This is a genomic window from Rubripirellula tenax (assembly GCF_007860125.1).
In the GTDB taxonomy this organism is placed as follows: Bacteria; Planctomycetota; Planctomycetia; order Pirellulales; family Pirellulaceae; genus Rubripirellula; species Rubripirellula tenax.
This window is the reverse complement of the sequence record NZ_SJPW01000006.1, coordinates 165,515-185,058: the sequence shown is the minus strand read 5'-3', so window position 1 is coordinate 185,058 and position 19,544 is coordinate 165,515. Positions and strand designations below refer to the sequence as shown.

The 19,544-nt window shown below is 56.2% G+C and carries 14 protein-coding genes; 8 read left to right on the top strand and 6 right to left on the bottom strand.

The annotated features are described in order from the left end of the window. Positions 1-10 precede the first annotated feature (10 nt). On the bottom strand, positions 11-1,348 hold the full coding sequence (locus tag Poly51_RS21545) for an outer membrane protein assembly factor BamB family protein (RefSeq protein ID WP_246114679.1): 1,338 nt from the start codon (positions 1,346-1,348) through the stop codon (positions 11-13). 212 nt (positions 1,349-1,560) lie between these two features. Between Poly51_RS21545 and Poly51_RS21540 the strand changes: the two genes are divergently transcribed. Both Poly51_RS21540 and gcvP read left to right on the top strand, forming a co-directional pair. After that, positions 1,561-2,709, top strand: coding sequence for a GNAT family N-acetyltransferase (locus tag Poly51_RS21540; RefSeq protein WP_146460019.1), 1,149 nt, complete (start codon positions 1,561-1,563; stop codon positions 2,707-2,709). A gap of 84 nt (positions 2,710-2,793) precedes the next feature. Next, positions 2,794-5,766, top strand: a complete 2,973-nt coding sequence (gene gcvP, locus Poly51_RS21535) for an aminomethyl-transferring glycine dehydrogenase (RefSeq protein WP_146460017.1) — start codon at positions 2,794-2,796, stop codon at positions 5,764-5,766. Positions 5,767-5,802: 36 nt separating this feature from the next. Here gcvP and mgtE read toward each other — a convergent pair whose 3' ends face one another. From mgtE to Poly51_RS21520, 3 genes are read right to left on the bottom strand one after another with little or no spacing between them, the layout of a single operon-like run. Then, positions 5,803-7,176, bottom strand: coding sequence for a magnesium transporter (gene mgtE / locus Poly51_RS21530; protein ID WP_146460015.1), 1,374 nt, complete (start codon positions 7,174-7,176; stop codon positions 5,803-5,805). Between the two features lie 38 nt (positions 7,177-7,214). Further along, positions 7,215-9,296 carry a M13 family metallopeptidase gene (locus tag Poly51_RS21525; RefSeq protein ID WP_146460012.1) on the bottom strand — a complete coding sequence of 694 codons (2,082 nt, stop codon included), beginning with the start codon at positions 9,294-9,296 and terminating at the stop codon, positions 7,215-7,217. Between the two features lie 43 nt (positions 9,297-9,339). Continuing rightward, the gene (locus Poly51_RS21520; protein ID WP_146460010.1) at positions 9,340-10,797 is read right to left on the bottom strand and encodes a sulfatase family protein; all 1,458 of its coding nucleotides are present in this window, start codon (positions 10,795-10,797) and stop codon (positions 9,340-9,342) included. Positions 10,798-11,027: 230 nt separating this feature from the next. On the opposite strand from Poly51_RS21520, the gene Poly51_RS21515 reads away from it, so the two are divergent. The 4 genes from Poly51_RS21515 (at position 11,028) to Poly51_RS21500 (ending at position 14,319) form a co-directional block, all read left to right on the top strand. Further along, entirely contained in the window at positions 11,028-11,750 is a 723-nt protein-coding gene (locus Poly51_RS21515; protein WP_146460007.1) for a DUF4974 domain-containing protein, read from the top strand. Positions 11,751-11,867: 117 nt separating this feature from the next. Next, positions 11,868-12,815, top strand: coding sequence for a DUF1559 domain-containing protein (locus Poly51_RS21510; RefSeq protein ID WP_146460005.1), 948 nt, complete (start codon positions 11,868-11,870; stop codon positions 12,813-12,815). Positions 12,816-12,871: 56 nt separating this feature from the next. Further along, entirely contained in the window at positions 12,872-13,246 is a 375-nt protein-coding gene (locus tag Poly51_RS21505) for a BlaI/MecI/CopY family transcriptional regulator (RefSeq protein WP_146460003.1), read from the top strand. Beyond that, complete coding sequence (locus tag Poly51_RS21500; protein WP_146460001.1) at positions 13,243-14,319, top strand: M56 family metallopeptidase; 1,077 nt, start codon at positions 13,243-13,245, stop codon at positions 14,317-14,319. The genes Poly51_RS21505 and Poly51_RS21500 overlap by 4 nt, the downstream gene beginning before the upstream one ends. A gap of 53 nt (positions 14,320-14,372) precedes the next feature. Here Poly51_RS21500 and Poly51_RS21495 read toward each other — a convergent pair whose 3' ends face one another. Then, on the bottom strand, positions 14,373-15,659 hold the full coding sequence (locus Poly51_RS21495; RefSeq protein WP_146459998.1) for a glycosyltransferase family 4 protein: 1,287 nt from the start codon (positions 15,657-15,659) through the stop codon (positions 14,373-14,375). Positions 15,660-15,843: 184 nt separating this feature from the next. On the opposite strand from Poly51_RS21495, the gene Poly51_RS21490 reads away from it, so the two are divergent. Both Poly51_RS21490 and lepA read left to right on the top strand, forming a co-directional pair. Further along, positions 15,844-16,878 carry an ROK family protein gene (locus Poly51_RS21490; protein WP_146459996.1) on the top strand — a complete coding sequence of 345 codons (1,035 nt, stop codon included), beginning with the start codon at positions 15,844-15,846 and terminating at the stop codon, positions 16,876-16,878. A gap of 32 nt (positions 16,879-16,910) precedes the next feature. Next, positions 16,911-18,704 carry a translation elongation factor 4 gene (gene lepA, locus Poly51_RS21485; RefSeq protein WP_146459994.1) on the top strand — a complete coding sequence of 598 codons (1,794 nt, stop codon included), beginning with the start codon at positions 16,911-16,913 and terminating at the stop codon, positions 18,702-18,704. Between the two features lie 185 nt (positions 18,705-18,889). Here lepA and Poly51_RS21480 read toward each other — a convergent pair whose 3' ends face one another. Further along, a complete protein-coding gene (locus tag Poly51_RS21480) occupies positions 18,890-19,543 on the bottom strand; it encodes a hypothetical protein (protein WP_146459992.1) in 654 nt (217 codons plus the stop codon). Position 19,544: the final 1 nt, after the last annotated feature.

Below are 19,544 nucleotides of genomic sequence, written 5' to 3'. Positions count from 1 at the left end.
TCCGGTTCCACTACAGCCTTGTTCCGCCCAAGCATCGCAGTTCGTCGTCGACCCGCAACAAAAGATTCCCTTCCGCATAAGCGGGCGTCGCGCCCACGGGACCACCCAAGTCGACGTCGCCTAGCTTTTTGAATTCGTCGCTGGCATGAATCATCGTCGCCTTACCGTCAAGGCTGACAACCAACATGACGTCGCCAACGATGATCGGCGATGCACCAAAGTTTCCGCCGATCCGTTTAAACCATTTCACTTCCCCCGTTTTTGCCTCGACGCACTGCGCGATGCCGCGGTCGTCGATCATGAATAAGAGTCCGTCTTTGACCACCGGCGTCGGAACGTAAGGTGCGTTGCGTTTGATCCGATACAGTTCTTCCGGCTTACTCTTTCCGTCCGTGGGAATGCGCACGGCAACCAATTGGTTGTTGCCTCCGCCACCGCTGCCGCTGGTTCCAATAGCAATGTCATCGATCACCAGCGGCGTGCTGCACGACCGTTCTTTGAAAACAGGAATCGACCACAACATCCGACCGTCTTTTGGGTCGACCGCAAAGATCCCGCTGCCCGTATCGGTCGCGATGATCTGCTGGACTTGACCGCTGGGCCCGTAAACTGCCGGCACGCCGTAACACGATCGCGTCGCAACCAATGGCGTTTCCCAAATCGATTGTCCGCTGCGACGATCCACTGCGATCACGCGCGACTCGCCCGCGGTTTCGCCGGGCTGCAACTGGTCGGCTTGTTGCGAATTGTGAAGCACGACCATGTCACCAATGATGACGGGCGAAGTACCAAAACCGTGTTGGGACTGCCACGCGCCAAAGTCGCGTGACCAGACTTCGTTGCCGTTGTGGTCGAAACACTTCAACATCGTGTGCGTCGGATCGGACCAAGCAACGAAAACGAATTCGCTATCCGCCGCGGGAGTGCTGGCCGCAAGCGTATTTCGCGCGTGCAGATGGTGAGGTGCTTGATCAAACGACTTCGACCATCGCAACTTACCGGTCCCAAGATCGACCGACTCGACGGCAATTTTCTGTTCACCAGGCTTCGATACCAACAGGAAAACGTGATCCTCGAAAACGATCGGCGACGAAACATCGCGAGATCCCAATTTACGAGTCCACGTGTAGTCATCGTTCGTCCAAACGGCCGGCAAGGTTCCGTCGGCCACTTGCCCCAGTCCGTCGACGCCATGGAAACGCGCCCAAGGGGCGGCAGCAACCGGTGTTTCTGAAGCGACCGGTGTTTCTGAAGCGACCGGTGAATCGGCGACGCCGACCGACGCGGCGACCGTTGTGGCGACGATCAAAAGGGAGGACGCGAATCGGTTTCTTGTGAAGGATGCCATGCCAGCGAATCTCGAATCAAAGGGTCAGAAAGTTCGTGCGGGTCGTGCCGATTGCACCGATTGAGCAGCGACGGCGGCTTCGGGACCGCTGGCATTGTAATAGGAATGCCGACTTCCCATCGATACATCGTTCGACCACGGCCTAGGTTTTTTCATCCGACAACCAATCCCTCGGTCCGCCCCAAAATTCAACCGGCGCCACGGCGTTTCCTATGTTCACGATTGACACTACCCACGATATCGCCAGCTTGCTCAACGACAAGGACGCCTGGAACCGGTTGTCACGGGGCGTTCCGTTTCGCGAAACTTCGTGGCTTGGGCCATGGTGGGAATCACTGGGCGAAGGCAAAACGGCGCACGTCGTCGTGGCACGTGACGAAGCCGGAAACCTTCGCGGGTTGCTGCCGCTGTACCACGTCGGCGGCGGTGTGCTGTCAATGATCGGCGACGGCGAAGCTTGTACGGACCATGTTTCGGTGCTGGCAAGCGAAGCCGACGCCGTCGAAGTCGCTCGCGCAATGGGGCTGCATTTGGCGAAGGAAGCCGCATCGTCGGATCACGGTTGGGAAGTCCTGGATATTGACGGGGTCCTCGAAGGCGACGAACCAATGGCGGCATTCGCATCGGGATTGAAAGAAGGTGGTGCCACGTTGCACGCGCAAAGCCGGATGAGCGTTTGGTATCGCCCGGCCGACGCGAATTGGGACGACCACTTGAAACGTCACGGCAAGACGCAACGACGCCAAATGCGACGTTGGTCTGAAAAACTGCAAACACTTGAGAAGGTCGTTGCCCAGACGGACGCCCAGGTGGACGAACTGCTGGGATTCGTGATGGACATGCACCAACGCCGTTGGGTTGCGGCTGGTGAATGCGGCAGCTTTGCGAACGAAGACTTCTGCAAATTCATCTTCGGGTCGGCAAAAGACTTTCTAAGCCGCGGACAACTCTACCTGGCCGTCATCAAACACGAAGGCGTCCCGATCGCCGGTGAACTGAAAATGATCGGCAACAATGGAGTGCTTTATAGCTATAGCGCTGGATACGACATCGAATACGCCGACATGGAACCCGGACGATTGATGTGCATCGACGGCATTATGGAACTGTACGCTCGCGGGCTGAAGGGCCTGGACTTCATGCGGGGCGACGAAATGTACAAGTCTCGTTTTGCGACCGAGTCGCATCGTCTGTTCCGCGTCCGAGCCGTTGCACCGACGTTGCTGCCACGGCTGCGCCATGCGGCTTGGTGCACGGGTTTCGAGCTGAAACAGTGGGCCCGACGCCGTAGTGGCCGCCCAGTCATTGTGGTGTTAGATCCGACCGCGATGACTGTGCCAGTGATCGCTGTGACGAATTAGCCCAGTGACAAATCGTGGGCGACGCCTCTAGGATATCCGTTCAGAAACCCAATATCCTTTCGGCACAGTCTTGGAATGCCCCCGATGAGCACCGTCTCAACCGCTCGCGACCTCCACACCGTCCATCTAGGTGACGCCGATCCGCAAAGTTTGCTGGATTTTGCCGACGGATTCATCCGCCGCCACATCGGCCCCTCGGATGCAGAATTGTCGGAAATGCTGTCCAGCCTGGGCTTCAAAACGCTTGATGAAATGACCACGGCAACCGTGCCGGCCGAGATTCGCTTGGACCGCGAACTCGATATCCCAGCGCCACGTGGCGAAGCTGAATTTCTTAACGCACTCAAGTCGATCGCGAGTAAGAACAAGGTTTATCGAAGCTGTATCGGCATGGGCTATACCGGTACCGTTACGCCGCCAGTGATCCTTCGTAACGTTTTGGAAAACCCCGGTTGGTACACCCAATACACCCCTTATCAAGCTGAGATCTCGCAAGGACGATTGGAAGCACTGCTGAACTTCCAAACCATGATCGCCGACTTGACGGGATTGCCCCTCGCCGGCGCCAGCCTGTTGGATGAAGCCACCGCGGCCGCCGAAGCGATGGGCATGTGCGTGGCCATTCACAATCACAAGAAAGTCGGCTTTTACGCGAGCGACCAGTGCCATCCTCAAACGCTTGCACTGTTGGAAACGCGAGCACGCGGGTTGGGTGTCGATTTGAAGATCGGACCGATCGAGGATATCGACTTTGATCATGCTGGTGGTTTATGCGGACTGTTGATTCAGTACCCGACGACCGATGGTCGCATCGTTGACTACCGTGAACTGACGGCCCGCGCTGCTGATCACGGTTGCCTAGTCGTCGCAGCAGCCGACTTGTTGGCGCTGACGATCCTTGAGCCGCCGGGCCAATGGGGTGCCGATGTCTGTGTCGGCAGCGCACAACGGTTCGGCGTGCCGATGGGCTTGGGCGGGCCTCATGCCGCATTCATTTCGACGCACGATAAACACGCTCGTAAGTTGCCCGGTCGCTTGATCGGAGTATCAAAAGACGCCAACGGCAATCGTGCTTTGCGAATGGCCATCCAGACTCGCGAGCAACACATTCGGCGCGACAAGGCGACCAGCAATATCTGCACCGCTCAGGCGCTACTTGCGATCATCAGCTCGTTCTATGGCGTCTACCATGGTCCCGACGGCTTGACACAAATCGCACGCCGGACCCAGGCCTACACGTGCGCCCTTGCCAAAGGCTTGAGCCGACTCGGTCATACGATCATCGGTGACGGACCGATCTTCGACACGATCCGAATCACGCTTGGGAAGGGCCGCACCCATGCAGCACGACAAGTTGCGGACGCGGCCCGCGAACGCCACATCAATTTGCGAGAATACGACGACGGCACGCTGGGTGTGACGCTGGACGAGACCGCCGATCGCGGTTTGGTCGCGGATCTGTTGGCCGCATTCAATTTCGGACACTACACCGGATTCGACGTAGACGCGCTCGTTGCCGAAGCAGCCGACGAAGGCATGATGGACTTCGGATCACTCGCCCGGACGAGCGAGTTCATGACGCACCCGGTCTTTCACAGCCATCGCAGCGAAACGCAAATGTTGCGTTACATCTTCCAATTGATGGGACGCGATCTGTCGCTTGCTCATTCGATGATCGCGCTCGGATCGTGCACAATGAAGCTGAACGCGACCAGCGAAATGATCCCCGTCACATGGCCCGAGTTCGGCGGGATTCACCCGTTCGCGCCCGATACGCAGTGGCGCGGTTACACGCAAATGTTTCGCGAACTTGAACGTTGGCTTTGCGAAGTCACGGGTTTTGCGGCGGTGTCGTTGCAGCCCAATGCCGGCGCGCAAGGGGAATACGCGGGGCTGTTGGTGATCCGCGCGTATCACGAACACGTTGCCGCCAAGGAAGGACGCCAGAACGTTCGCGACATCTGTTTGATCCCCACATCGGCACACGGAACCAACCCGGCTTCGGCAGTGATGGCTGGCATGAAGGTGGTCGCCATCAAATGCGACGAACGAGGCGACATCGATGTCGACGATTTGCGTACGAAAGCAGAATCGCATCGCGACAATCTTTCGGCGCTGATGGTGACGTACCCGTCGACGCACGGCGTTTTCGAAGCCACCATCAAACAAGTGTGCGACATTATCCATGACAACGGCGGTCAAGTTTATATGGACGGCGCCAACATGAACGCACAGGTCGGACTGACCAGTCCCGGCAAGTGCGGCGCCGACGTCTGTCACTTGAATCTGCACAAAACGTTCTGCATTCCCCACGGCGGTGGCGGCCCCGGGATGGGTCCAATCGGTGTCGCGGAGCAGTTGGTACCGTTTCTGCCCGGTCACCCGGTTCAACGCCCCGACACCGCGGGTGAATTCGCGATCGGTCCCGTTTCGGCGGCACCCTATGGAAGCCCCAGCATTTTGACGATCAGCTACGTTTACATTGCAATGATGGGATCGGCCGGATTGAAAAAGGCAACTCAAGTCGCAATTTTGAACGCCAACTACATGGCCCAGCGTTTGTCGAAACACTTCGACGTGCTTTACACCGACGTTGATGGACGCGTTGCCCACGAATTCATCATTGATTGCCGCGACTTTGAAAAATCCGCGAACCTAAAGATCGAAGACATCGCCAAGCGATTGATGGACTACGGTTTCCACGGTCCAACGATGTCATGGCCGGTGCCCGGTACGTTGATGATCGAACCTACCGAGAGTGAATCCAAAGATGAATTGGATCGCTTCTGTGATGCGATGATCGCCATCCGCGGGGAAATCGCCGCCATAGAAAATGGGACCGCCGACCGCGAAGACAACCCGCTGAAACATGCACCGCATACGCTCGGTGTCGTGACGTCGGACGATTGGTCACACGCTTACTCACGCGAGCAAGCGGCGTGGCCCAAAGCGTGGTTACGTGACAACAAATTCTGGCCCACGGTCGGACGAATCGACAATGCCTACGGCGATCGCAACCTGGTGTGCTCGTGCCCACCGATGGAAGACTATACCTAAGCGAAGCGTTCGGCGCCTTCACCAATGCGACGACGACTACTGCAACTTGTCCAGCAATGCGCTGGCGATGCTGAGCACTAAAAAGAAGCCGCACATGTCGGTCACCGTTGTCAGAATCGGGCCGGCGGCGATCGCCGGATCAACCTTGAATCGCTTCAAAACCAACGGTACCAACCCGCCGATGGATACGGCGACCATCGTGTTGAGGCAAAGTGCCAAGCCGACTACGAAACCCAGGTATGCGTTGCCTTTCCAGACGTAGCTGACCAATGCGATCAACAAACCCAGCGCGATGCCGTTGATGATGCCGACGGAAACTTCTTTTAACCAAACTCGCCTCCATTCGGTTTCGCGAACCAATCCCAACGACAACTCTCGCAAACTGACCGCGACGGCTTGGTTGCCACTACACCCGCTCATGTCCGAAATGATCGGCAAGAATACCGCCAACGCAATGACTGACGAAAGCGTGTCTTGGTAAACCGCGATCACACTGGCGGCGACCATGTTCAGAACGATATTCACACTCAGCCACGCCAATCGGCGGCGTGACCGAACCAACAACGGCATCGACCGAATCTCTTCACCGCCGACGATGCCCTGAGTCTTCAAAAAGTCCGAGTCATGTTGCTCGGCACGCGCCTCTTCGACGGACGCCCGGTGAACGACGCCAATCAAGCGATGTTCCTGCGTCACGACGGGAACGCCGAAGAAATGATGACGATCAAAAAGATCGATCAAGTCTTCGATCGACGTCGTATCGAAAACGGACAACGGGTTCGAAATCATGTTCTCAGCCAGCGGTGTGCCCCGCTTCGACAACAACAAGTCTCGCATCCGCAGAACGCCAACCAGCCGATCGTCATCGTCGACAAGATACGCGTACTGGACGTCGTAGTCGCGATACTCGTCGGCGTGATCTCCTAGATCCGAGATGACCTGGGCACCGGTCCATACGACCGGATACTTCAACAACTCGGTCACCATCAACCCGCCAGCTTCGTCGTCCTCGTACTTGGACAACCGCAGACAGTCCGCCGCAGCCTGCGGTTCCATCTCGTTCAGAATCGCCGTCGCGTCTTCCTGCTCCATCTCGCCGATCAAGTCGGCCTTCAGGTTGCTAGGAAGTTCATCAATGATCAATGCGGCCGTTTCGGGCAGCAAGTCTTCCATCAATTCGATTGCCTGGACGTCCGGCAGCAGCGAAACCAGATCCGCCGCGTCCTCGGGGTCAAGAATCGCAAGGACGGCCTGCTTGTTCTCGTCACTCAACCGGTCCAACGCCAGCGACTGGTCGGTCGCTGGCAGCGTATCTAAATACGCCTTCACGATCGCCGCATCACCCGTCTCGATCGATCTTGCGAGCTCTTCCCAGGGTCGTTCGTTGATCTCAGTTTCGGCAGTCGTCATAAAGAGCGTTTCGTCGGTGAGAGGAAGAGAGCTAGCCGTTACCAGATGCGAACGCGATCTTCCGGTTTCAGATACAAGACATCATCGGGCTTGATCCCGAATGCCGCGTACCACGCGTCCATGTTGCGGACGATTCCATTGACCCGATACTCACTGGGACTGTGCGGGTCGGTGATCAACCGTTTCAACAATTCAGGCTCTCGGTACAAACGTCGCCAAACTTGGCCCCAACCAAGAAAGAAACGTTGGTCGCCGGTCAAACCATCGATAAAAGGGGCCGGCTTACCGTCGAGCGAGAGTTGGTAAGCGTGATAGGCGACACTCAAACCACCCAGGTCGCCGATGTTTTCGCCAAGCGTCAATTCGCCGTTTACCGTGTTTCCCTCGATCGGTTCAAATGCATTGTATTGATCGACCAGTCCCGCGGTACGTCGTTCGAATTCTTCGCGATCTGAATCGGTCCACCACTTCCGCAAATTGCCTTTGCCGTCGTATTCGCTTCCCTTATCGTCGAAACCGTGCGACAGCTCGTGTCCAATCACGGCGCCGATACCGCCATAGTTGACGGCATCGTCAGCCGCCAAGTTGAAGAACGGCGGTTGCAAAATAGCCGCCGGAAATACGATCTCGTTCATCGTCGGGTTGTAATACGCGTTGATCGTTTGCGGTGTCATGTGCCACTCGTTTCGATCAATCGGTGCACCAAGCTTGTCCAGTTCTCGGATCGTTTCAAACTCCGATGCCGCAATCAGATTGACGGCCAGTATCGGCGAACTGATTTGCAGACCTGAATAGTCTTTCCACTCATCGGGGTAACCGATTTTGGTCGTGAACATCGACAGTTTTTCGAGAGCCTGTTTCTTAGTTCCTTCGCCCATCCAATCGCGCGTTTCGATCCGAGCGGCGAATGCTATCTTCAAATTTTCGACCAACTCGTTCATGCGGCTCTTGGCTTCGGGTCGAAAGTGCTTTTCGACGTAAAGCTGCCCCACCAACTCACCCAAAACGCTGCCGGTGATGTTGACACCCCGTTTCCACATCGGTTCTTGCTCGGTAACACCGCTGACGTCCGTCTCGTGAAAATCGAAATGCCGTTTCTCGATCGTCGCGCTCAGGTTATCGCCGTACGAATCAACCACTCGCAAACGCAAATAATCCTTCAGGTCGCCCAGCGACGTATCGTCGAACATCTGCCCAAACGATTCCAAGTAACTCGGCTGGCGAACGACAAACTCGCTTGCCTTGTCGATGCCTAGCGACTTCGCATACGCGGACCAATCAAAGGCCCCCAACATCGCCTGAATTTCTTCGCTTGTCTTTTTGTTGTACGTCGCGATGGGATCGCGATTGTCGACTTTGGTCCAGTGATGCGTCGCGATTGCCTTTTCGACGTTAAAAATTGCTTCTGCATTCTTCGAATTGTCGACAGGATCGAGGAAGCTGAGCATGTCGGCGATGTAAGCCTTTAGCTTTTCGCGCAGTTCGACATAGCGTTCCTCGTCTTCCAGGTAATAATCGCGGTCGGGAAGCGTCAGCCCCGTTTGCGTGACATAGACCGTGTACGCATCACTGTCGCGTGCATCCACATCGACATAGGGAGCGAACGGACCGTAGATCCCCATTCGGTTCAGTTGGCCCATCACGGAAGCCAACTCGGCTTTGGTCGTCGCCGCATCGATCAACTTGAGCATCGGTTTGATCGGCCCAACGCCTGCCTGATTGCGTGCGTCGATGTCGAGAACGCTGCGATACAGATCGCCGACCTTTTGCGCCGCCGTCCCAGCCTTGCTCTTCGCTTCGGCGGCTTTTTCGATCAACGTTCGCACTTGTTCACGCGTCTGGTCGTCAAGCACAGTAAAGATTCCGTAGTTCGACTTGTCACCCGGAATCTCGGTGTTGTCGAGCCAAACTTGATTGGCGTACAGGTAAAAGTTCTCGCCCGCAGGCACCGAATCGCTCAGCAGCGACTGGTCGATCCCGGACACTTTTTCGCCTGCGGCAACATCGACCACTGCAACATCGGTCACTGCAACTTTGTTCGCAGGGGATGGTGACGTCGCATCCTGGGCGACGACGGTCGTAGCCACCCAAAGGGCAGTTAGAATATAAATCGATTTCATCTCGGTTCCTTGGGATGTTTCTGAGTCGTTTCGGATGATTGTTCTAGCGCCAATCCTGGCACCAATCTTTTGTATGCACACCGCTGCGAATTCGCCACTGCAGCAGTTCCGCCAGTAATCGCTCTTTGTCGGCCCCGGCCGCCGAGTCGTCCCACATGTTGACCACTTCATCCGGATCCGACACGAGGTCGAATAATTGACCATCGGGTTGATCCAAAAAATGCACCAGCTTGTGGGTTCGATCGCGAACCATGGACATGAACGTCGCACCGGTCAACACCGCGTCGCCGGCTTGTTCACAGTAAACGAACGGTCGACCGGCAAAGTCCGCTGCGGGATCGAATGCCGCCGCTAGCGACTGGGCTTCCCAATCGGCTGGAACTTCGACCCCCGCCCACTGCAAAATCGTCGGCCCGATATCCATTTGTTGAACCAGCGGACCGATGCGACGGCCGGCGCCGAATCGTGACGGGGACCAAACGATCATCGGCACTCGCGTGATTTGATCGTACATCGTCCATTTTTGACTGTGCCCGTGATCCGTCAAGCAGTCGCCGTGATCGCTGGTAAAGATCACGATCGTGTTTTCGAGATAGCCTTTCGATTCGAGTGCCGACATGATCTGGCCGACTTTCTCGTCGATCATTGTGACGTTGGCCAAATAGTAGGCGCGCTGGCGATGGCGTTGGTCGTCCGTCGGATTCAAATCCATGATGATCGAATCGTGATCGACAACTTGGTTGTGTTGACGAAGCTCTTTCAACGCCGCCGGCTGGGAATCGAGCTCGTCACGCGTGACCCCCAACATTGGCAACGCCTTTTCGAGATAAGGTTTTGCGTACCGAGGAATCGGATCGTACGGCGGGTGCGGCCCGGGGAAGCCGATTTGCAAAAACAGCGGCCGCGTCATGGGTTTCGATTCGATCCACCAAGTCGCCATGTCGCCGACAAACATGTCCGGGTGCGTGTCGTCGGGAAGTTCCCAATCGAACGCGCCCAGGCACGACGCGTAGTCCTCCCGCCGGCGGTAAAACTCGCGCTGTTGTTTGACCAACCCACGATAACGCAGTGCCTTGTCCCATTCGTCAAAGAAGTATCGGCCCTCGAGATAGCGGTCCTTGTTCTCGACGACGTAGCGTTCGTGAAATCCAAGTTCCGTTTGGAACGGCCAAGAGTGCATCTTGCCAACGTTGGTACAAAAGTACCCGGCCTCGTTCAGCCGCTCGACCCAGCTACGTCGCCATGCATCGGCGTTCTTCAAGATCCCCGTCGTATGCGGGTAGTAGCCTTTGAACAAACTGGCGCGTGCGGCTGCACAACTGGCGGCGGTCACGTGACACTGGTCGAACGAAACACCCTCGCGAACCAGCCGATCCAGATTCGGCGTTTCGACGTGCGGAAAACCCAATGCGGCAATCGTGTCGTAGCGCTGCTGGTCGGTGATGATGAAGACGATATTGGGTCGATCGTCGTCGCTGGAAACTGGCTTTTGGACAAACATGACCGGCTCGCGGTAACGGAAAAACATTCATCGCCCAAATTACCGGATGAACGAAGTCGGCGTCAGGTGATGGATCCGTTTAAGCGGCACAGATTCGATTGCACCGCGCATGAGGATCCGCGACAATGGGATGTTAGCAAAGCGTCCGTTTCGGCGACGGTTGAACGCAACCCATCGCTCGAAGCTCACGACTGAACTCTCTTCTCAACCTCTTTTCGACGGCGATGAACATGGCAATTCGACTGGTTACAAGCTTGGTGGGCTCGTTGTTCTTCTGCGGAACCCTATTGGCTCAGGTCTCAGATCCGTTTGGTGGTGCTCCGGGCTCGGATCCGTTTGGCGGCGGTGCGGAGGCAGCAAAACCAACTGTCCGAACGACGAAGGTCACCGGCAAGACGACCGAAGGTCTAACAGCCGAACAATCCATCCGAAAGAAACTGTCCTTGGTTGGCGAGGGAGCGTTCGTCGACAAACCGCTTCGAGAAGCGGTCGCCGAACTTTCCCAAGCCTACGACGTCCCCATTTTGGTTGACGTCCGATCACTCGAGGAGATTGGGCTTTCCGCAACTGAACCGGTCAACCTGAGCCTGACGGGGGTTTCGCTACGGAGTTTCTTGACGCTGATGTTGCGCGACCTTGAACTGACCTACATGATCAAAAACGAAATTCTGATCGTGACGACCATCGAGGCGGCCGAGATGGACTTGATCGCTCGGGTGTACCCCATTCCCGACTCGATCATCGGCAACGCCGAACAACTGGTCGAAGCGATTCATGGCGCCGTTGTTCCGGACACTTGGGATCTTCTTGGCGGCCCCAGCACGATCACCGTGGTCGGACAGGTCCTGGTCGTATCGTCCATCGAAGCCGTTCACGAGCAGGTCGTGGATCTGATCCAACAAATCGACGCGGTAACCATCGCACAGAATCCGAATCATCCCAATCTCGAATGAATGCCGTACGGGGCGTGCCTGCACCCAACCGAAAACGGCATTCGATGATGCCGTTGCTTAAAAACGAAAAGGTTAATAGTATCGACAAATACTCGCACGGACTACGGAGCTTCACGAATGGATGGCCACAGCGGTTGGCGATCGGCCAATTCGATCGAATCGGCGGTTGCTGAGACCCCGCGATCACAGAAACGAACAGGATTAACCGTCCTGGAGCTGTTGGTCACGATTGCCATCATTGGCATCCTGGTCGCGATCGTCTTGCCTGCGATCGGTTCGGCTCGCGAGGCAGCCCGGCGAGTCGTTTGCGTCGATCACATGCGAGAAATCGGAATCGCGCTGCACAACCACCATCAAACTCTCGGCAGCCTCCCCGTCGGTTGGCAGTTCGATCAATCGCAACAGTCGGCCTACGGATGGGTCGTGCCGACGCTGCCGTATTTGGGCGAACCGGCGTTGATGGAAACGATCGATGTAACCCTCTCCATCCATCATCCGCGCCACGAAACAGCCAGACGCACGCCGATCGCCACGCTGCTTTGCCCATCTGATTTGACCGAACCTGTCTTCACGCTTTTTAGCGAGGACGAAGACGACGATGATGAAGATGAAAACGACCTGTCCGGCTACCGGACCATTTTGCCGTTTACTGCGATGCCGTTGATCCAACTGCCGACTGCGAACTACGTCGGCGTATTCGGCACGATCGAACCCGACGATGGGATTCCGGCACCGATCGGTGACGGGGCCTTCTTAGAAAACCGCCGCGTTCGGTTTCGGGACTTCGAACGAGGACTGAGCGAGACGCTTGCGGTCGGCGAGCGAACGATGGCGTTCGTTCCTTCGACTTGGTTGGGTGTGGACCTGAATGGCGAGGACGCAGCCGCGCGGTTGGTCGGATCGACACTGGAAGGCATCAACAGCCCCGTGGCGGACGAGTGCGAATTTTCTAGTCGCCATCCCGGCGGCGCAAACTTCCTTTGGGCCGACGGCCACGTCAGCTTCATTACCGAGAACATTGACCTACACGAGTACCACCAATTGGCACGTTTGAGAATGCAATAGCCTGGCATCGATTGTTACGCAACAAATTCAACGACTGAACTTTAAGAAACGCTCCAATGAATCGAATTCAAATCACGAAGTGCGAAGCCGAAGTTATGGATGCCGTTTGGACGCAAGGACGAGTGACGGTGGGCGACGTCGTCGAAGCCATCGATCGCGATCTGGCCTACACGACGGTCATGACGACGATGAAAATTCTGGAAGAAAAAGGCATCGTTCATCGTGGCGAAAAGATCGGCCGCGCGTACACGTACCTGCCATCGGTGACGCGCGAGCAAGTTCAAGTCGGCATGCTGGCCGAATTGACGGACCTGTTGTTCGGCGGATCCGTCCGATCACTGGTACTAAGTCTGATGCAGTCCGACCATGTTTCCAAGGACGATATCGAAGCACTCCGCGAGGCGGCAAAGAAACTGGAATCATCCGAATGAATGAGATGCTGTTGAGCGAAGTCGCCACTGGTTTGATTTTTCAAACGTCGACGATCATCGCGATCACGTTCGGTCTCGATCGATGGATGGCCGATTCTCGCGCGACATGTCGCTTGTGGACTGCGTGCTTTGTCAGCGTTTTGATGCTGACAATCGTCGGGTTGACGCTGCCCCACTTTCGCTTTTTCGGCATGCCCGAAATTGGACGAGACTCATTTTTAGCAGACATTGTGCTTCGCCAACCAACGATCGTTCGCGTGCTTTGCACGATCTGGATGACGGGCTTTGCATGGATGATCTTGCGGCGTGGAATCGCGTTTCTGCGTTTGAATCGATTTTTGAATCGAGATTGCCGGCCCATTACCGAAACGGAACGTGCCGCGCTGCCGATCGAACCGGGGGAGTTCGACGATTCCGTTCGGTTGCTGATTTGCGAATCGACGAACAGTCCGTTTTGTTGGCAGTTCCATCATCCAACGATCGTGATCCCGCATTCGATGCTTTCAGATACCGCGGCGGAACAACGCCACATCTTGCTGCATGAGCGAGAGCATTTGCAAACCAATCATCCGCTGCAACACTTTCTGCAAGGCATCTGCGGTTCGCTCTTTTGGTTTCACCCGTTGATTTGGATGGCCAGTCGGCGGGCAGAGTTGGTTCGCGAATTTTTGTGCGATGAGTACGCCGCCGTTGCGGGTGGCAAGGTTTCATCGTACTTGCGAACGTTGGCCAAAATTGCCGAACGGGGCAACGGATCGCCGACTTGTGTGCTGTCGTTCGGCCGATCGAAAAGTGCGCTCGTTCGGCGGAGCGAACAACTGGTGACGGTGGCGGCACACATGCAACGAAGTCCCGGACATCGTCCCAAATTTGCGATGTTGATCTTGATCACGGGAACCATCGGCATCAGCCAGGTTTGGCTGCCGGTCAACGCGTTGGCGTCATCGCGAAGCAAATGGTCGCCGTGGCCGACGTGGTCAGCCGAAACGCTGCACGACTTCGGTTACCCAGTTCGTGATTTTGAAAAGTTTGACGATGACCACGGATTTCATCATCTCTTTCAAGATGACTGAAACAAGTTCGGCGTTTGTCAGGCCCCGTCAAATCGAACTCGAATCGGCACGCATCATTGGAACAAGATTTCCGATAGTCGCTTTGCAGCGTGCTCGGTCGAGTGGTTCGCGTGAACTGCCGCTGATCCGACTTCGGAAAAACGTCGCCGACCTTCTGGGTCGTGTTTGATCTGCTCGACTAAGCGAATCAAGTCGTCGGCATCTCTGGGCCGAAACGTTTGGCCGCCGCCCGTCGCAGCGATCAGTTCTCCGAACGCGCCGTGGTCGGGCTGAAGCACGGGGACACCCGCGGCCAAGGCCTCCAATACGAACAGCCCCTTGGGGTCTTCGTATTCCGTCGGCACGCACAACAGATCGAGCGATTGCAGAAATGCAACCTTTTCGGTCAGCGAAGGACTGCCGTGATAGATGAAACGCTCCGTCAGCCCGGCTTCGCCGATCCGTGACCCAAGGTCGTCGAAGTATCGCTGGTTGTTGTCGCCCAACCACCCCGCAACTTCCAAGCACAGGTCGTCGTGGGATGGGTGTTTCGCGAGTTCGATAAACGCGTTGACAAGGTGATGCAGCCCTTTCTCTGGCGCGATCCGCGCCATGTAGCCAAGCCGAAATTGACGATCCGTTCGGATCGGCTTCGCCGCCGACTTGAAAGGGCCCACGTCGATCGACAGCGGGGTGACAAAAATCTTTTCGTCGGGAATCTGCAACAACGCACCCATTTTGTCGCCATAGAATCGGCTGTGGACGATGAAGCGATCGACCGACTTGACCAGATGACGGCACAACTTGATCACTTCTTCACGGTATTTCGAAGGCAGATAGTCGAAGAAGATGTCATCGCCTTGCAACAATACGGCTAACCGTGTGTCGGGCATCGACTCGCGAATCGCTGGCAGCGAACCGCCGATCAACAAATTGCTCAACAGCACCGCATCCGGGCGAATCTCGTCGGACAGCCACCGTGTCAGCCGCCGAACCTCGCCCGCTTGTTGACCATCGCGCCCCTTTAACATCGAAATCGTCAGCCGACCCAACATGGCTGCGTCCGTGGTGTGTGTCTTTCGCGTCGCCAGATTCAATAGCGGCGTCCAATCCAGTGTTCGACGGATCGGATCGGGAACCCATCGCAGCCATGGAAACTGCTGCATCAGGTAGATGTGGATCCCACCAAAGAAAACCCGCTTCGACGCTACACTTTCCTCGTCGGTGCGAATCGGCGTGTAGACCGGTTGTAGCAAGCAATCAACGCCGTTGGCGATCATCGCTCGCGCCATCGCGTTGTCGTGCATGCAGCTGCCACAGTACATTCCGGCGGCTCCGGCCGTCAAAAACACCGCTTTCATCGACAGCCCCCGATCACCCGACGGACATCAAGGTGGCAAGCCACCCCCTCGCCCCTTCGTCGCAGATTGCGGACACTTGGCAACCAGTAAAAGAATGCTCGTTGTGACAATTCGGGACCGTTCCTATACTCCGCGTTGATTTTCTCGCTCGCGATTCTACTCTAGCTGCACCGTAAACCGGCCCATGGCCCAAAATCCTACCATCACGAGCGTTTCCGAATCGAAGCCACCCTATTTTTGGGGAATCGACATCGGCGGCACCGGCATCAAGATCGGTTTAGTCGACGATATCGGCCAAACGCTGTCTTTCGAGACTCTACCAACTCGCGAAAGCGAGGGCGCAACCGCCGCGATGCAGCGAGTCGCAGCAGTCGTTAAGGATGTCGAGGAACAACTGGGCGTGTCCGGCCAAGTCCGTCGAATCGGCTTGGGATCCCCCGGGCCGATGGATTTGAAACGCGGTTATCTGGTTGCTCCACCCCAATTGCCGTCTTGGTGGGATTTTCCGATTCGCGACACCGTTTCAAAACTACTTGGTCGCCCAGTCACGTTCCTAAACGATGCGAACGCTGCGGCGTATGGCGAGTTTTGGCTCGGCACCGGCAAAACCGACCGTTCGATGCTGCTACTGACCCTGGGAACCGGCGTCGGCGGCGGCATCATTCTGGAAGACGAGCTGGTCAATGGCGTCAACAGTTTCGGCAGTGAGTGCGGACACATCTTGGTCGACCCATCGCCAACCGCACAGCTTTGTGTTTGGGGCGGCGGCCGAGGACAATTGGAAGCCTACGCTTCGGCCAGCGCCGTCGTACATCGCACCCGCGCAAAGTTGACCGAAGGTCGACAGAGCCTCCTTAGTGGCCACCTTCACGGTCACGACAGCGAACTGACGGCGAAGCGAGTTTACGAAGCCGCCGTTGAAGGCGACGAACTTGCACTCGAAATCATTCATGAAACTGCACGATGGCTTGGAATCGGTATCACGTCGATCGTCCACACGATCGATCCTGGATCGGTCGTTCTTGGCGGCGCGATGAACTTCGGCGGCAAGGACTCGCCGATCGGACAACGATTCTTAAAAGGCATTTCGGACGAGTTCCAACGTCGGACCTTTGAGAATGTCTTTGCCGGAACCACGATCCATTTCGCGTCACTGGGCGCCGATGCGGGCTACCTTGGTGTCGCCGGATACGCCCGTAAAGAAAGCCAAAGCAAGTAAGAGTCAACGAAAGTTCTCCTCGCACAAACACTATGACAACCCACATTCGCAACTTCTGCATCATCGCCCACATCGACCACGGCAAGAGCACGCTGGCGGACCGCTTGCTCGAGCATACTGGCACGGTGATGAACCGGGACAAGAAAGAGCAGATGCTGGACGACCTTGATCTGGAACGCCAACGCGGAATCACGATCAAAGCGCGGGCCGTGAAAATGCGTCTCAAGCGAGGCGGTGTCGAGTACGAACTGAATCTGATCGACACGCCCGGCCACGTCGATTTCCAATACGAAGTTTCGCGTTCGCTGGCGTGTTGCGAAGGCGCACTGTTGCTGGTCGACGCGTTCCAAGGCGTCGAAGCTCAAACCGTCGCCAACGCTTTCGCGGCGATGGAGCACAACCTGTTCATCGTGCCGGTCATCAACAAAATTGACCTGGCGATGGCAAGGCCAGAAGAAGTTGCCGAAGAGATGATGAACTCACTCGGCACCGACCCCGAGGACTGCATCCGCGTCAGCGCCAAAACCGGCATTGGTGTCGACGCATTGATTGACACCATCATCGCAAAAGTTCCACCACCGACGGGCAATCCCAACGCAACACTCCAGGCGATGGTGTTCGATTCCAACTACGATGATTACCGTGGCGCGATCACCTACGTTCGTGTCATGGAAGGCACCGTCAAAAAGGGACAAAAGATCCAGTTCGTCCGCGCCGGCAGCGTTCACGAAGTTGTCGAGATTGGCCAATTCGTGCCTCAACGTCATCCCTGCGATACGTTGTCCGCCGGCCAAGTCGGCTACTTGATTTGCAACATCAAGAGCCTCGGCGACGTTCACATCGGTGACACCGTAACGATCGTGGGCGATAAAGGCGCACCGGCGCTGCCCGGATACGCACGACCCAAGCGGATGGTTTACTGCGGCTTGTTCCCCAGCGACGGACAAGAGTTTTCGGACCTACGAGATGCGCTCGAGCGTTTGGCGGTCAATGACCCGAGTTTCGAATTCGAACCGGAAACCAGCGACGCGCTGGGATTCGGTTTTCGTTGCGGGTTCCTCGGTCTGCTGCACATGGAAATCATCCAGCAGCGGTTGGAGAGCGAATCGAATATCGACCTGGTGCAAACCGCGCCCAACGTGACTTACGAAGTCGTGAACAAACGCGGCGAAACGATCATCATTCACAAGCCACAAGACGTACCCGATCCGGGCGACATCGACGAATTCCGTCAACCGATCGTGCGTTGCAACGTGATCATTCCCGGCGAATTCATCGGCGCGGTGATGAAGTTGTGCCAGGAACGTCGCGGCATTCAAAAAAACCAAGAATACCTCGGCGCCAATCGTGCGATGTTGACTTACGACATCCCGCTGGCAGAAGTCGTCTACGATCTTCACGACAAGATCAAAAGCTGTACCCGCGGCTACGGAACACTGGACTACGAAATGGTCGGCTATGAAGCCGCCGACCTTTGCCGGATGGACATCATGGTCAACGGCGTCCGCGTCGATGCGCTCAGCATCGTGTGCAACAAAGCCGACGCCGATCGACGGGGCAGGGCAGTGGTGAAAAAACTGAAAGCCGAAATCGAACGTCACATGTTCGAAGTCGCCGTCCAAGCCGCCATCGGCAGCCGCGTCATAGCTCGCGAAACCGTATCGGCGATGCGGAAGAACGTGACCGCCAAATGTTACGGCGGTGACATCAGCCGAAAACGCAAACTCTTGCAAAAGCAAAAAGAAGGCAAGAAGCGAATGAAAGCCGTCGGCAACGTCGAAATCAGTCAAAAGGCCTTCATGGCCGTACTGAGCGACGGCGAATAGCAATCTTCAAATCGGTGTCATGCAACCTACGTGAGTCTCGCACCTAGCCGCTCGTGGCTCGTCGATTCGGATATCGCCGACTTTGATTCAAATGACTGACAAAGTAAACTGATGGTTCGGCGATACACTCTTGATGGGGGTCACCGGAATTGAACGCACACAACCTAAATGATATTCGGTTTGGGTCACTGGCCTTTATTGCGAACCATCCGTCGTCGGTGGATAAACAACAAAAGCGACGATGTCGCTAACAGCAGGCAAGTTCCAGGCTCTGGAACTGCCGCCGCGGACACGATTGCGAGTGGTTGATTCGTTGTGTCGCTTAGAATCGTTGCAAATTCAGGAACCGGAGTGGGGGAGCTTTCTGGGCCGTCCAAAATAAGTGCGTTTAGATCGATGGAAAGCTGCAAGTCACCCTGAAAGCTCGCCAACGTCGAGACGCTAACTGTCGCAATACGGTCATTCACGCCAATGACGGTATTAACCCCCGTCAAGTCGAAGTCGCTCAGGTTAACTGTTTGGGTAGCAGCGGAAGTTTGGAACGTCGCTGCAAAGAAGTCATTGTTCGACGAAAAAACGTATCCGGAGGCCGGAACTGCAGGGACTACCGATTCGACCTGGAAGTCACTGAGCACCACGCCAGTGCTGCCCGTGATCAAGACGTCGATGTTGTAGGAAGACAAACTGGTCATCGAAGGAACGATCACATCAAAAGTGAATGACTGCCCAGGCTGATAAGTCGCAGGGGCGTCAATGATTCGAACGCCTGCCGCCAAACTGCTTGCGGGTAGCGACAAACTCACAAATAGCGTGAACACAGTTGCTATAAAACATTTCATT